Annotated in this window: 10 protein-coding genes and 2 pseudogenes; 8 read left to right on the top strand and 4 right to left on the bottom strand. The window is 68.1% G+C overall.

Translation table 11 applies throughout. The features are described from left to right. Positions 1-1,013: 1,013 nt before the first annotated feature. Positions 1,014-2,432 (top strand): polymorphic toxin-type HINT domain-containing protein, encoded by a 1,419-nt coding sequence (locus ACTIGN_RS09900; RefSeq protein WP_439623311.1) that lies wholly within the window; start codon positions 1,014-1,016, stop codon positions 2,430-2,432. Between the two features lie 73 nt (positions 2,433-2,505). Here ACTIGN_RS09900 and ACTIGN_RS09895 read toward each other — a convergent pair whose 3' ends face one another. From ACTIGN_RS09895 to ACTIGN_RS09885, 3 genes are all read right to left on the bottom strand, one after another. Beyond that, entirely contained in the window at positions 2,506-3,576 is a 1,071-nt protein-coding gene (locus ACTIGN_RS09895; RefSeq protein WP_439623309.1) for an SDR family oxidoreductase, read from the bottom strand. Positions 3,577-4,066: 490 nt separating this feature from the next. Then, positions 4,067-4,573: a hypothetical protein gene (locus tag ACTIGN_RS09890; protein ID WP_439623307.1), complete on the bottom strand. Its 507-nt coding sequence runs from the start codon at positions 4,571-4,573 to the stop codon at positions 4,067-4,069. A 569-nt stretch (positions 4,574-5,142) separates the two neighbouring features. Then, positions 5,143-5,892: a DUF6896 domain-containing protein gene (locus ACTIGN_RS09885; RefSeq protein ID WP_439623305.1), complete on the bottom strand. Its 750-nt coding sequence runs from the start codon at positions 5,890-5,892 to the stop codon at positions 5,143-5,145. Between the two features lie 217 nt (positions 5,893-6,109). Here ACTIGN_RS09885 and ACTIGN_RS09880 point away from each other — a divergent pair, with 217 nt between their 5' ends. Together ACTIGN_RS09880 and ACTIGN_RS09875 are read left to right on the top strand one after the other, a co-directional pair. Then, the gene (locus tag ACTIGN_RS09880; RefSeq protein ID WP_439623303.1) at positions 6,110-6,670 is read left to right on the top strand and encodes a cysteine hydrolase family protein; all 561 of its coding nucleotides are present in this window, start codon (positions 6,110-6,112) and stop codon (positions 6,668-6,670) included. A gap of 24 nt (positions 6,671-6,694) precedes the next feature. Next, complete coding sequence (locus ACTIGN_RS09875) at positions 6,695-7,330, top strand: DsbA family oxidoreductase (RefSeq protein WP_439623301.1); 636 nt, start codon at positions 6,695-6,697, stop codon at positions 7,328-7,330. Between the two features lie 219 nt (positions 7,331-7,549). Here ACTIGN_RS09875 and ACTIGN_RS09870 read toward each other — a convergent pair whose 3' ends face one another. Continuing rightward, positions 7,550-8,269 carry a YebC/PmpR family DNA-binding transcriptional regulator gene (locus ACTIGN_RS09870; RefSeq protein WP_439623299.1) on the bottom strand — a complete coding sequence of 240 codons (720 nt, stop codon included), beginning with the start codon at positions 8,267-8,269 and terminating at the stop codon, positions 7,550-7,552. A 558-nt stretch (positions 8,270-8,827) separates the two neighbouring features. On the opposite strand from ACTIGN_RS09870, the gene ACTIGN_RS09865 reads away from it, so the two are divergent. The 5 genes and pseudogenes from ACTIGN_RS09865 to ACTIGN_RS09845 all read left to right on the top strand — a co-directional run bounded on the left by ACTIGN_RS09865 (position 8,828) and on the right by ACTIGN_RS09845 (position 14,179). Further along, the gene (locus tag ACTIGN_RS09865) at positions 8,828-10,360 is read left to right on the top strand and encodes an RtcB family protein (protein WP_439623297.1); all 1,533 of its coding nucleotides are present in this window, start codon (positions 8,828-8,830) and stop codon (positions 10,358-10,360) included. 40 nt (positions 10,361-10,400) lie between these two features. After that, a pseudogene (locus ACTIGN_RS09860) lies at positions 10,401-11,003 on the top strand (DUF4291 domain-containing protein). A gap of 159 nt (positions 11,004-11,162) precedes the next feature. After that, complete coding sequence (locus tag ACTIGN_RS09855; protein ID WP_439623295.1) at positions 11,163-12,278, top strand: DUF4419 domain-containing protein; 1,116 nt, start codon at positions 11,163-11,165, stop codon at positions 12,276-12,278. Positions 12,279-12,429: 151 nt separating this feature from the next. After that, positions 12,430-13,377, top strand: a pseudogene (locus tag ACTIGN_RS09850) (hypothetical protein); the annotation flags it as partial. Next, positions 13,361-14,179, top strand: a complete 819-nt coding sequence (locus tag ACTIGN_RS09845; protein WP_439623293.1) for a hypothetical protein — start codon at positions 13,361-13,363, stop codon at positions 14,177-14,179. The pseudogene ACTIGN_RS09850 and the gene ACTIGN_RS09845, both read left to right, overlap by 17 nt. Positions 14,180-14,309 lie beyond the last annotated feature (130 nt).

Genomic DNA, 14,309 nt, shown 5'->3' with positions numbered 1-14,309 from the left:
CCGCCACGCGGCGGGTGCGCACCGGCACCGAGCTTATCGTGAAGAACATCTATTCCCCACGTTGCCACTACCGTCCGGCGCGGACTCGACCGGGGTTGGGGCGGTCCGAGCCACCGGAACCCACGACCGTCCGACCGGGGGGCCGGGCTTGGTTGCACCAGCGGTTGCACCAACTCCGTACACCCGGGGTCACACTGGGTCACTTACTGGCACTGAGGGATTATCGAACGAATTCAAGGGCTCGAGTCGTAAGGGTGGCGAAAGCGCCTCGAAAAGCAACAAAAAAACCCCGGTGACATCTGGTGTCACCGGGGGTCTCGAAGTCGGGCTGACAGGATTCGAACCTGCGACCTCTTGGTCCCGTACCGAGTCGCGAACCCCTTCGAAATGTCTCCAGACGCCTACATTTCTAGGCGAATCCTACTCAAGACCCAGCATTGCAATCAAGCCCAACCGTTGCAAGTTTCGCCATGAATTCGTGAACTCGAGCCGGATAGTGTGAAAGGGAAATCCGCTCTGTTGAAGTGGTCCTGTCGGCAACCCGGTGTAGTCGTTCAGAGTCCTGTTCCCACATCACCGGTCGGTGTACGCCTGACGGCATACTGAATCAGTAACTTGGGACAGGGTGAGTCACCCAGGACGCCGGCACCCACCGGCGGGGCCACATCGAGAGAAAGCACCGTCTCCGCCCCACGGCATCCACGAACCAGTCGTATCGACCTCGTCACGGCCCTGCGGGAGCGTGCGTGTACGGCCACGTTCCTCGAGCCCGAGGTAGTCAGTTCAACCGAGGCGACGGGGGGGGCACCGCGGATGGCCGCAATCCGCTTGACGCCCCGGCGTGACCCGGGCACGATTACCAGCGACCCTGGGACGAGCACCTCCCTGGTGGTTCCGCGCTCCCTCGGGGCGTCGTCCCCCGCCGGGGTCTCCGCTGAGGATCGGCTCGCGTCGCGGGTGACGCCGGGCCGGTCCCGGTGTCGGTTCGAACTCTTCCACGAGGGGGTGCGTCCATGGTCCTTCCGCGAGCGCTACTGGTCGGTCTGGCAGCGGTGGCAGCGGGGCTGTTTTTCCGTCCCGGGGACCGGGCGGACCCGACCCCGCGGGCCGGCGCGGCCGCACCGGTCCCCCCGGGACAGCACCTGGCTCCCAACCAGGTCGCCGCGGGCAAGCCGGACAAGAACGGGATCGTCACCGTCCTGCGGCCGGTGGTGACCCACCTCGCGCCCGGCGATCCGGTCCGGATCGTCCTCCACCTCGCGACGGAGAAGGGCCCGATCACGATCGACCACCCGCTCGGGAGGGCGAGCGTCTGGGCGGACGAGACCCTCGCGTCGCTGAGCTTCCGCGTCACGACGCCTGACGGGGCGACCCACACCCTGAGGCCCGACTTCAAGCCGGCCCCGCCGCCGAAGGGCGTCAACCCCCGGCAGCCCTTGTACGAAGCGGCCACTCATGTCGTCACGCTGGCCGAGACGGGATTGACCCGGAACGCCGTCAGCACGGCGTCGTTCCTCGCCCCGGTGCACGCCACCGGGTTCACGAACTCCCAGGCGGCCAAGTGGGCCGAGAAGCCGGCGTTCTCGTTCGACGCGCCCGGCCGGTACGGCATCGCGGTGACCGGCGCGGTGGCCCCGGAGGGCGGCGCCCCGGTCCCGTTCGAGTCCGCCACCCTGACGGTCGAGCGGGTTCCCGAGCGGTTCCCGGTCCCGTCCCAGGCCGAACTCGTGAGGCGGCTCCGGGCCGCGGCGGCGAAGGACGCGGCCGACCTGAAGCTGTCCCCCGACGCGTTCGTCATCGAGGAAACGGGGGGCGGGCGGCTCGTCCGCGTCCGCGCGGAGCCCGCGGCGCCGAAGCCGGGCCCCGGCGGGGCGGTCCTCGCCGGCCCGGCCGAGTTCGACGTGGTCACCGCGACCGTGAAGCCGGACGGGGCACTCGGGGTGCCGGTTCGGACCAAGGTGTTCGGGTGCGTCGCGGCGGGCACGCGACTGGACGGTGAGGCCGGTGCCGTGGCGATCGAGGCGGTACGCGCGGGCGACCGCGTGTGGGGCTTCGACCCGGAGGCGGGGAAGCGGGTGCTCGTGACCGTGCGGGTAGTCGCCGCGTCGCGGGCGGCGGAGACGCTCGTGTTCGGCGGGACCCTTCGGGTGACCGCGAACCACCCGGTGTTCGCCGGCGGGGCGTGGAAGGACGCGGGGGCGGTCCGCCCCGGCGACGAGCTCGTCGCGGCCGACGGGTCGAGGGTCCGGGCCGGCGAACCGAGGCGGGTGCTGGCCGCCGTCGACGTGTACGACCTGGCCGTCGACGGGCCGCACACGTTCTTCGCGGGCGGGTACCTCGTCCACAACAAGTCGATCGCGGCGCCCCCGGCCGGCGACCTGACGCGGACGACCTACTTCGTGCTGTGGCCCGACGAACTGCCGGGGAAGTGACGGCGGCAGGCCCGCCGCCGGCGGCGAGGAGTGCCGAGTGCGGGTAGCGCCCGGAACCCCGGGTCGGACCGCGTCACGGGATCAGCCGCTCGCGGCGCAGCCGGCCGAACAGGTCGGTGAAGCTGTCGAGCGTGGGCTGGTAGCCGGTGAACCCGAGGCGGCGGCTGCGGGCCATGTCGGCCAGGACCTCCAGCGGACGCCCCAGGTCCGCGTCGGTGTGCCACGCGGAGGTCAACCGGCCCAGGTCGGGCTCGCCGAGCCCGTGCGCGCGGGCGAGGCCCGCCCACGGCCCGGCGTCCCCCGCCATTTGCCCCGCGAGTGGCGTCGGGCGGGCCGGGTACGGCCCCACCTCGACGCCGAAGTACGCGGCCAGCCGGGGCCACATCCACCGCCACCGGAACACGTCCCCGTTCACCACGTTGAACGCCTGGTTGGCGGCCGCCGGGGCCGCCGCCGCCCACGCCAGGTGCCGGGCCAGCAGGCGGGCGTCGGTCACGTCGGTGAGCCCGTTCCACTGCTCAGGGGACCCGGGGAACAGGAACGGCCGGCCCAGGTGCTTGCACAGCGACGCGTACGCGGCCAGCGTCGCCCCCATGTTCATCGCGTTCCCGACCGCGTACCCGACGATCGTGTGCGGCCGGTGGACGGTCCAGGTGAACCCGTCGCGGGCGGCGGCGGCGAACACCTCGTCCTCCTGCGCGTAGTAGAAGTTCTCGACCGGGAGCCGGTCCGCGTCCTCCCGGAACGGCGTGTCGGGCAGGTCCCCCTTCCCGTACGCCTCGAACGGCCCGAGGTAGTGCTTCAGGCCGGTGACCAGCGCGACGTGCCGGACGGTTCCCGCCGGGCGGACGGCGGCGAGCAGGTTGCGGACCATCGCGGCGTTGACCCGGGCGTTCTCGGCCTCGGTGTCGCGCCGCTGCCAGGTGCAGAAGAAGACGTGGCTGACCGACTCGCCCGCCAGGGCCGCGGCGAGGGCACCCGGGTCGAGCAGGTCGGCCGCCACGGGGCGCAGGCCCGGCGGGCGGGCGACCGCCTTCCGGGCGAGCCCGGCGACCGCCCACCCGTCGGCGAGCAGGCGGTCCGCCAGGTTGTTGCCGGCGATTCCGGTGGACCCGACGATCAGGGCGCGGTGCGGGGAGGCCATGGAAGCACCCGGTCAATAATGAGGTGGCTCGCGGCCGGGGCGGTTCTGCGACGAGGCCCCTCCAGTGTAGCGGTAGTCGCGGCGGTGGCGGTCGGGAGGTTGGGTACGCGTCGAGAGTCGCGGCGCGGGCGGACGGGGGCGGCGCGCCGACGCGGACCGTTCGGAAGCGGTGGGACCAGGGTCGGGTGCACAAGGCGGGCGACGGGCGGTGACTGCGGGCCGTGCTCCCGTGGAACCGGTCGATTTCCGCCCGACGGGCTGGTGAATCAGTAACTTCGTGTGGGGCGTGTCGGCGGCCTGTCGTAACGGGGACCGGCCCCGCCACCAACAGACGCGCTGATCACGGAGCACTTCCGGGCGTTCGAGGGTGCGGACCGGCGTTCGCGGCGCGCGTGAAGCACGCGCGGAGCGCGAGGTGGGTCGGCAGGAAGATCAGGAGCGGCAGCCCCGCCATCAGGCACCCGAGCCACGCCAGCGGCGGCACCCACGCCTAGGCGGCCGTGTCGTCCATGCCGTGCACGTAGTTGATGTTCACGGGGGTGGGGACCTGTGCCGCGTCGGCCCGCGGCCCCGGCATGGCGAAGTAACACACCAGGATCAGCACCCACGCCACCGCCGTCCAGCACGCGAACGCGCGGCGGTCGTACCCGAGGAGCCGCACCAGGTAGAGCAACAGGAACGGCAGCCACCCGTGGAACAGCGACAGCCCCCGCAGGAACGCCGAGCGGTCCGGGTTGAACATGTAGTCGGTCATGCCCGTCAGGTGGCCGCCGCAGCAGCCGATGGCGAAGTCCGCCGCCCACAGCACCTGCGGCGCAAGGATCCCCACGGCCGCCATCGAGACCGGCAGCGGCGACTCCCGCCACAGGCCGAGGAGCGTCAGGAGCAGGGCGACGTCGCAGAAGTACAGGAAGTTGGTGGGGCCGTAGTTCGCCCAGTACACCGGGACCAGGACCGCCAGGAACGCGGTGTACGCCAGCTTCACCCACAGCGGCACGCGCGGCGCCGGGCGCGGGGAATTCGGAGCGGTGGCTCGAGACGACACGGTAGGCTCCTGAGTGGGCGTCACAATCGACTCGGGATTGAACCCGTCGGTGGCTCGGTCCGCACGCCCCGCCTCGGTATCGATCGACACGCGATCGGTCCCGACCGGTGTGGTGCGGTACACATCGTACTTGGGATCGGCACCGGACGCCCGCCGGCCGGCTGCACGCAAAGCGGCTGCCAGGGGACTCCCCCTCCGGGCACTCGAACCAGGACCCGACGCGACTGCACGGGTGGCCGCGAGCGTGCGGGCTCTCCCCGCGACCCCCTGCGCCAGAAGGGGTACAGGAACGGGGCAACCGGTTCCCGGGTACACCGCTCCGGCCGCACAACCCCGTGCACCTTCGGCCGCTGTTCCCGAACCGAGTTGAGAGCTCCCTGGAACTGTCCCCCGACGCCTACATTCCAAGGAACAACCTGGCTACCATCCCCCATTGCAAGCGAGTCCACTCGTTGCAAGTTTACCCGTGAAAGCGTGAACCAGGGCCGGATCGTGTGAAATACTGTGGAACCGTCCCTCGATCAGCTCGACGCTGCGGGGTCAGGCGCCTTCAGGTCGGCGAGCGCCTGCAGAGCGTCGGCTCCCGTGAACGGCACGTCGAGGTCCCGGCGCAGCCGCTGCCACCAGAGCTCCCGGCACCGTTCGGCCCGCGGGCCGGTGAAGGCGGTCAGTTCCGGGCTCCCCGCGGCGCACTCGTCCGCCGCCAGCCAGTCCCCGATCTGAGCCGCCAACCAGAGGCGTCGGCTCGCGTCAGCCCACGCGGAACAGAGGGCGTCGATCGCGTCGAGTGCGGCAATTACCTCATCGGCGAGGCGGTAGGGGTGGGAGTCGCGGCCTTCCAGCGGCGTCAACGCCCCGGCCGTAAGCAGGTCGGCGATGGCGAGGGTGACGGCTCGGGCCGCCGACGGGTGCAGTTCCCGCAACCGCTGCTCGGGCGGCTCGGGGGACCGGAGGGAGTCGAGGTAGTTCTTGTAGAAGTAGGTGTCGAAGTACTCGGCCGTGTCGCCGAAGAAGTCGACGTCGATCGCGTCGCCGTCAACCTTGTGGGTGATGCAGCACCCGCGCCCATGGAAGTAGTACTCCCACTCGGGCATCCCCGGCACGGGGCCGAGCTGCGGAACGCCCTCGGGATGTCCCAGTGCTCCGACGACCGCAAGATCCGACGGCGTACCCCGCAGCCGGGTGCGGATGATGTCGGCGACCCAGAGCTGCCGCCCCCGGTGGCGGGCGAGGCCGATCAGTGTCCAGGTTTCCCACGGGGAGGGGAGCACGTCGGGTTCGGGCAGTCGACGGAGAGAAGCAACGAGGTCGTTCGGCTCGGGATCCGCGGCGCGGGCGAAAGCGGCCAGGAGTGTTCGTAGTCGGGCGTCAATAGTTGTCTCCGTCGGCCGCATACTGTGACGATAGAATAACTCGCGTCCGAAACACGGGCTACACGTGACCGGCCCGCGAGACGTTCGAGCCGCCGTCGCAGCAGGAAAGGCGAACATGCTGAAGCGAGCACTGGTTCTGATCGACGTCCAGTGCGACTACTTCCCCGGCGGGAGGTGGACGCTCAGCGAAATCGAAACTGCCGCCGACAACGCGGCAAAACTCCTCGCGAAGGCCCGGGCTGCGGGCGATCTGGTTGTCCACGTCCGGCACGAGTTCCCGTCCGCCGAGGCGCCGTTCTTCACCCCCGGATCGGTCGGGGCGCAGATCCACCCGAAGGTGAGGTGCCTCGAGGGAGAGCCCGTCGTCCTGAAGCACCACGTCAACTCGTTCCGCGAGACGGACCTGAAGGCCATTCTCGACCGCCACGGGGTCGAGGAGGTGGTGATCTGCGGGGCGATGAGCCACATGTGCGTGGACGCGGGGACGCGGGCGGCCAGTGACCTCGGCTACCAGTGCGTCGTCGTCCACGACGCCTGCGCCACGCGGGACCAGGAGTTCGAGGGCAACGTGGTTCCCGCCGCCCAGGTGCACGCCGCGTTCATGGCTGCCCTGCAGTTCGGCTACGCCAAAGTGGTCACCACGGCAGAGTACCTTGCGGCGACGCCAAACGCGTGACTGCGGCAGGGAGAGGAGACAGCGATGATTACCATCGACGTGTATTCGGACGTGATCTGCCCGTGGTGCTACATCGGGAAGCGACGTCTGGAGAAGGGTATCGCGCTGACGGGCCGGACCGCGACGGTCCACTGGCACCCGTTCGAGTTGAACCCGAGCATGCCTCCAGAGGGTATCGAACGACGGGCCTACCGGGTGAGGAAGTTCGGGAGTTGGGAACGGTCCCTCGAACTGGACGCGCAGGTGGCCCAAGCCGGCCGGGGCGAGGGGATCGCGTTCCACTTCGACAGGATGCCCCGCACGCCGAACACGTTCGACGCGCACCGGATCATCTGGCTGGCGGGTGAGCGGGGCGTGCAGGACGCAGTCGTGGAGGCGCTGTTCAAAGCGTACTTCACCGACGGTCGTGATCTCTCCGACCGGGCGACGCTCGCGGCGGTAGCAGTCGAAGGTGGCCTCGACGTTGGCGAGGTGAACGAACTGCTCGGTGGCGAACGCGGAGCGGCGGAGGTCCGCGAACGGGAGCAGAAGGGGCAGCGCCTCGGCATCTCGGGTGTGCCGTTCGCAGTCATTAACGATGCCATCGCCCTGTCCGGCGCCCAGGCGCCGGAGACTTTCCGGGCGGCGTTCGAGCAGGCGACCGCGGCCGGGGAATGCTAAGCGTGCAAGTTCGACCCGGCGCAGGGGAAGCGCGGGTGTTGAGGGGTAGAAGGACCTCTCGGTGTGTCGGACGGAGAACGCAAGCCTGACGTTCAGGACCATGGGTTCTGGACTACATGGATGTCACGACCTCGAACGGGACACCGCTTTGCAGAAAGTTGTACAACGCCGCCCCGCCAGCAAGTCCGGAACGCGTCACTCACGGAATTCACCGGGCTCTTACGGAAGGGTGACGTTGTGGTAGATTTCCTGCACGTCATCACACTCGTTCAGCATCCCCAAAAATTTCTCGAACATGGCCAACTCATCCCCGCCGAGGCCCTTTGCTTCCTTCGGAAGGAAGGTGATTTCCTGGACATCGAATTCGAGGTCGGGGAATGCCTCGCGCAAAGCAGTTTTGGCTTTGAAGAACTCGGCGGGGGGCGCGAAGACGGTGATCGTGCCGTCCTTGCTTTCGACCTCTTCGACGGCGACGTCCGTCGCGAACATGGCCTCCAGCACTTTGTCCTCACTATCCCCACTGAACGAAATCACCGCCAGGTGATCGAACAGCATCGCCACCGACCCGTTGGCCGACATTTTGGCCCCGGTCTTGGTGAAGCAGTTACGAACGTCGGAGATCGTGCGTGTATTGTTGTCCGTCAAGCAGTCGACGATGACGAGCGAGCCGCCGGGGCCGACCCCCTCGTACCTCGCCGGCTGGTAGTTCTCGCCGCCCGCACCCGCGGCTTTCTGAATCGCCTTGTCGATCACGTGGCTCGGGACATTTTCTTTCTTGGCTCGTTCGACGAGGTTGCGCAGGACCGGATTGGCGTCCGGGTCGGGCACGCCGTTCTTGGCCGCCATGTACAGTTGTTTGCTGTACTTGGAGTAAAGCTTGGAGTTCTGTGCAGCGGTCTTGAAGATGGAGTACTTGCGCTTCTCGAAGATTCTTCCCATACGAAGCCGACCTCTCTATCCGTCCAAAAGGAGCCGGGGCTTGAATGGCCCCGATCGGTCCGCAAGAACCGAGTCACGAGCTTTCCCCTGCCGCCGCTGTTGTGTCATCCGTCCCGACAGATACCCAGCCGAACGCACCGACCCCGCTCCGTGTTCGCCCTGTTTCTCCCCCTTCGCCGGGTTGGCGAGGGCGTGGTAGTGATCGCCGCGAGCCGCATGGTTGGCCTGCTTCTGGCGGGACTCGATCGCCTCCTTCGGCGGGTCCACCGGGATCAGCCCGTCGCACCCGCCGATCAGGTCGGGCGGCCTCGCATGGATCAGGGACTCGCGGTAGTTGAAGTGATTCTATAGCATTCAGGCTGGCATGCGTGAACAGTCCCAGTGGTGCCTCGGTCACCTCGACCGCTTCTCCCACCTCCGTCACGCGCAGATCATGCCGCACGAAAGGCGTTCGCGCCGCGACTCGGGCATGCCATTCTCCGTGTTGCCAAACCGGCCACGCGAACCAGTCGGGTTGTCCGGGTGTCACTCCCAGAACCATCACAGCGGAGTGTGCCCGTGCCGATCGACCCACGCCTCACGCGACTCGACGAGAACCGCGTCCGGGTGAACAACCCGTACGACGTCGAAACCACCCTGTTCGCTAACGAGCAGGTGCCCGTCGAGTCGGCCGCGGTGACGGAGTTGATCGAGCTGCTGGCCCTCCAAGTCGACGTGCAACGAGTCGCCGAGGCCGCGCCCGACAGTTTCGACCGCGCCCCCGGGATCGTCCGGGTCGCGGTCACTCCCGACTTCCACAAGGCCCGCGGGATCCCGGTCGGCACGGTGCTGGCCACCCGCGGGTTCGTCGTCCCGCAGGCCATCGGCAACGACATCAACTGCGGCATGCGGCTGCACACCACCACGCTCACGCCTGACGAGGTCGGGGCGAACCTGGACGGTCTCGAGACGGCGTTCCGGCACATCTACTTCGAGGGCGGGCGGAACATTCCGATGACCCGCGGCCAGCGGCACGCGATGCTCACCGGCGGCCTCGAAGGCGTGCTCGACGCCACGGCGAACCTGCACGAGGGGCTGTGGCCGCTCGTCCGGGAACTCGGCGTGGGCGAGCAACTCGACCGGATCGAACGACGCGGCAGCCTCCCGGCGGGCCGCGTCTTCGGTTTGACGGACTTCATGGGCACCGACGACCGCCTGAGCCGCGACGGGCAGATCGGGAGCATCGGCGGGGGCAACCACTTCGTCGAGATCCAGAAGGTCGAGAAGGTCCTCGACGGCACGGTCGCGCACGCCTGGGGTTTGAAGCCGGGCACCGTGACGGTGATGGTACACACGGGATCGGTGGGCGTCGGGCACCTGTGCGGCGGGCACTACCGCGACGTGGTGAAGAGGATCCACCCCGATGGGCTGAAGCACCCGGCCAACGGGGTGTTCGTGCTGCCCGAGGGCGCCCGCCACCGCGGGCACGCCGAGACGTTCTGGGACGCGCTGCACAACGCCGCGAACTTCGCGTACGCGAACCGCATGTTCCTGGCGGTGATGGCGGTGGCCGGGATGCGGCAAGTGTTCGGGGACCGGGTCGGGTGCGACCTGGTGTACGACGCCCCGCACAACTTCGTGTGGAAGGACGAGATCGACGGCGAAGAAGTCGTGCTGCACCGCAAGGGGGCGACCCCCGCCCGGGGCTTCGAGGCGATGGCCGGGACGCCGTTCGCCCACTACGGAGAACCGGTCCTGGTGCCCGGCTCGATGGGCGCGAGCAGCTTCGTGATGGTCGGACAGGGGAACGCGGAGTCGATGGCCAGCGCCAGCCACGGGGCCGGGCGTACGCTCAGCCGGGGCGAGGCGATGCGCGGGTTCGACGACGAGTTCGCGAAGTTCATGGAGGAGTTCCGCGTCGTCACGCCGACCGACCTGCGCCGGGCCGACGTCCGCCAGCGCCCTGACATCCTCGGCAAGAAGCTGGAGGAGATCAAGCAGGAGGCGCCGTTCGCGTACAAGGGGATCGGCCCGGTGGTGAGCACCCTGACCGCCGCCGGGATCGCGCGGCCCGTGGCGGAACTCAAGCCGCTGATGACGATCAAGGGATGAATGACGGCATCCGCCGCACACGCCAATGAGGAGGACTGCGGTGCCGGCAGAACATGAAATCCGGGCCGATTACGACCGGGACACGATCGTCATCTATCAGGCGTACTCCCCGGCCATCGCCGACGCCGCCCTTGCGGCCGGGCGATTCGTGCCGCCGTTCTCGTTCCACCGGATGACCTGGGTCAAGCCGTCGTTCCTGTGGCTCGTGCACGGCAGCAACTAGGGCCAGAAGAGCGGGCAGGAGCGCGTCCTCGCCGTGCGGATGACCCGGGCCGGGTGGGAGAAGGCGCTGTCCCTTGCGGTCCCAACATCCTTCGAGCCCGGCGTGTTCGCCTCCCCGGACGAGTGGGCCAGGCAGTTCGCGGGCGCGCGGGTGCACCTGCAGTGGGACCCGGAGCGTTCCCTGCGTGGTGCCGGGCTGCCGTATTCCAGCATTCAGGTGGGACTGGGCCGGGACGTGATCCGCGAGTACGTCGACGAGTTGGTCATGGGAATCGAGGACTACACTGACCGGGTGCGGAAGGTGTACGGCCTGCTGCAATCCGGCAAGGCCGACAAGGCGAAGCGGCACTTGCCGCCGGAGCGGGTGTACCCGGTCGGCGGCGAACTCGCGCGGCGACTTCTGATCAAGAGCGGCCGATGAAGGTCCGCTGTGCGACTGATCCAGCGTGCCGCACGACTTGCAGAATGGGGCGCAGCATCGGGTGCCCCGGATGATTCCGTCTGGGTCTCGGCGCGTCCGACGGCCGCGCCGGTGCAGAGGGCTCCATTGTTCGGCGTGGTTTGACGAGAGGACCTACACATGAGCGACACCACCTTCGCCGTCTCACCGGACGTCAAGCCGGGGACGGCCCTCGAGACGGTTGATCGCATCGGTGAACTTCGGACCGCCCTCCAGCGACCGATCGAGGCTGCGTGGCGACCCAAAAACCGTATGGTGGCATGCGACGAAGACCACGCCCTGCTCGCGGCCTTCCGCATCGCGTTTTACGACCATGTGCCGCTGCGCCTTTCGCCCGACGCGATCTGGATTACACTCGCCCGGGGGTTCGCCCTGCACGTGAACGAGCACGCCGAACAACTCCGGCACCGCTTCGTCCGCCATTCCGGCAAGGAGAAGTTGGTCGTCGAGCGGCCGGACTTCTTTCCGGGGAAAGACAACCCGTGGCCCGAGGCCTTTGAGGCGTTCGGCAGACAACTCGATGGACGCACGGGCGGGTTGACGTCGCTTGTCCGGGCGGACTTCAGCACGACCGGCCCGGTCGAGCGCGCGGTCTCCGACTTGATGGCAATGGAGACCTTCAAGTCGTACTTCGAGTACGAGATGCTGTGCGGTTGCGGCATTCCCGCCGTCACCCTCACCGGCACGGCCGCGGACTGGCGCAGGCTTCGCGAGAAGGCGCACCGCTTTGCCGAGTACGGGCTTCAAGACTGGATCGCGGCGCTGGACCCGGTTCTCGCACACTTCGAGTCGGCGAAGGCCGGCCGAGCGGACCTGGGGTTCTGGAAGTCGATGTTCCGCTACAACAGCGGATCCGGCCCGGCGGTGTTGACGGGGTGGGCAAACGTGCTCTTCCCGTACCTCCAGGACGCCGGCGAGAGGTTGTATCCGAACCCCTTCCTGAAGGAGTGGAAGGAGAGACTCGACGTCGACGACCGGCAGCACTGGCGCGAACGTTGGGACGACCCCCAGGGGGTCGGTCTGGGAGCCTTCCCGCCTTGCTTTACTTGCGTTCCGCTCAAAGTGTTTTGGGGCGAGCAAGAGACGGACATGCGGCTGGTTGGCGGCCTGCTGGGGGTTGCTCAGGACGAGACGACTCTGACCGTCGAACCCGAGTGCGGCTGGGTTGTGGTTTACGAGGAACCGGTCGACCCACTCTCCGCACGGTACGATCGGTTGGAAGAAAGGAAGTCATAGGCTCGGGCGCCGATCGTTCGGTCCCGGATAACGGAGGGCGCACAGTTCCATGCGTGCAACGGAAAGAATCGAGGCCCGCATCCTCGACGCGAGCAACGTCCTGGTCGCGTCCCCTGAAGCGGAAGGTGGAGGCGAGGGCGAGACGTGCTAGCTCGTGGACCGAGGTCGGGTTCCGGTTCGCGTGCACGGCGTCGGCGTGTACTACCGGCGCTTCTTCGACCCGGGCTTCGACCACTTCAACCGCATCTGCGCGGAGCACGAATTCCAGGCCCTTACGGAGTCTACCAAGCCCGGGACGGCCCACCGCACCGGGATCTATCTGACGCCCGTCGCGCACGACGACGAAGGGTTGCACTTCCGCCTGCTCCGGTGCTCCACGAACCTCTCCGGCCCGACCGAGAACTTCCGCACGACCGACCGGCGCATCGTCGACACCCTGAACCGGGAGGCGGCCACGATTTTCGAGAACCCGGCGCCGCTGAACCACGTGCTGGCGCAGGTCTACCACAACACCCCCGCGGACGCCGGAAACAAGCAGGCCAAGGCCCGGATCTCGGCGCACGCGGACAAGACCAAGGACATGCCCGCCAACGGCGTCATGGCCTTCTGCACTTTCTACGACCGACTCGACAAACTCACCCCCCTGACCACGGACGCCTTCGACCGCGGCTACAAGGGTGTCAGCGGGCTCACCCGCTTGCACTTCCGCCTCAAGCAACCGCCCGCGGAGCGCCCCGAGGGCACCTTCCTCGAGCAGTTCACCCTGACCCTGTACCCCGACTCCGTGTTCTTCATGCCGCTGTCCACCAACCGGCTGTACACGCACGAGATTCAGCCACCGGCGCTGGACGCCGGGTTGCTCCCGACCCGCCTGGGGTACGTGGTCCGCTGCTCGCGCGCCGAGGCGGTTCACGCGGGCGGCCACACGTTCCTGAAGACGGGCGGAAGGCGGGTGAAGCTCGAACCGCCCACGCCCGAGGGCATGAGCGAGTTGCGCCGGTTGTACGCCGAGGAGAACAAGACGCAGGCAGTGATCGACTACGGGGACCGGTTCCCGTTCAGCATGAACACGGGAGATTACCTTGCCCCCCGAATCTAAAACCGCCGACGAGGTCCGCTCGTACCTCGTACCGATCGAAGGCAACCTGTTCGAGGAACTGTTCGCGTCGGTTCCGTTCGAGGACGTGGGGAAGGGCCGTCAGGGAGCCGTGCTGACCAGAACCGACGAGGCGGGCGGCACCCCCCTCGTGCGCACCACCACCCGGTACCGCGCCCCGGCGCAGCGCTTCCGGCCGGTACACGAGCGGCTGGCACAGCGGATTCAAACAACCGCGTCGCTCTCGGTGGGCTTCAACAACGCCCTCATCGAAAGCTACACCAACGCTTCCACCACCATGAGCAGTCACTCCGACCAGGCGCTGGACCTAGCGGACGACTCGTTCAGCGCCGTTTTCTCCTGCTACGAGCACCCCGGGTTGGCGAACCCGCCGAGGACACTGCTCGTCGAACCGAAGGGAGGCGGCGATCGCGCCTCGATCCCGCTCACGCACAACAGTGCGGTCGTGTTCTCCGTGGGCACCAACCGGCGGCTGAGGCACAAGATCGTGCTGGCCGCGTCCGCACGGACGCCCGAGAACCGGTGGCTGGGTGTCACGTTCCGAACGTCGAAGACCGTTGTGCGGTTTCGCGACGGGTGTGCGTACTTCCCGGAAGGCGTGCGCCTGACGTTGGCCGGCGAGGAGCAGCGGCGCGAGTTCTACTCTTTGCGGCGACGGGAGAACGATGAAACGGACTTCACCTACCCCCGGCTCACGTACACCGTCAGCGACAGCGACTTGGTACCGCCCGAACCCGCCGGGGATTCGCCAGCCCCGCCCTCCGACCGCGCGGCCGAGGGGTAGCGGTACACCAACGACTTCGTGCGACGCCCCTCGCCACCTCGGCTCAGTCTTTACCCGGTGGCAGGGCCCTAGGCTCAATGCCCTTCAGTTAAGCACAACGACAGCCTCGCGGAAGGGTTTCGTCGGCTGG

Origin of the sequence: Gemmata sp., from assembly GCF_051859125.1 — a bacterium.
In the GTDB taxonomy this organism is placed as follows: Bacteria; Planctomycetota; Planctomycetia; order Gemmatales; family Gemmataceae; genus Gemmata.
The sequence above is the reverse complement of the archived record's forward strand: the minus strand, read 5'-3'. Positions and strand labels throughout refer to the sequence as shown.

Bases quoted from the DNA above. Each gene is read 5' to 3' on its own strand.
- ACTIGN_RS09900 (WP_439623311.1), top strand. From the start codon at position 1,014: ATGGTCCTTCCGCGAGCGCTACTGGTCGGTCTGGCAGCGGTGGCAGCG.
- ACTIGN_RS09895 (WP_439623309.1), bottom strand. From the start codon at position 3,576: ATGGCCTCCCCGCACCGCGCCCTGATCGTCGGGTCCACCGGAATCGCC.
- ACTIGN_RS09880 (WP_439623303.1), top strand. From the start codon at position 6,110: ATGCTGAAGCGAGCACTGGTTCTGATCGACGTCCAGTGCGACTACTTC.
- ACTIGN_RS09875 (WP_439623301.1), top strand. From the start codon at position 6,695: ATGATTACCATCGACGTGTATTCGGACGTGATCTGCCCGTGGTGCTAC.
- ACTIGN_RS09870 (WP_439623299.1), bottom strand. From the start codon at position 8,269: ATGGGAAGAATCTTCGAGAAGCGCAAGTACTCCATCTTCAAGACCGCT.
- ACTIGN_RS09855 (WP_439623295.1), top strand. From the start codon at position 11,163: ATGAGCGACACCACCTTCGCCGTCTCACCGGACGTCAAGCCGGGGACG.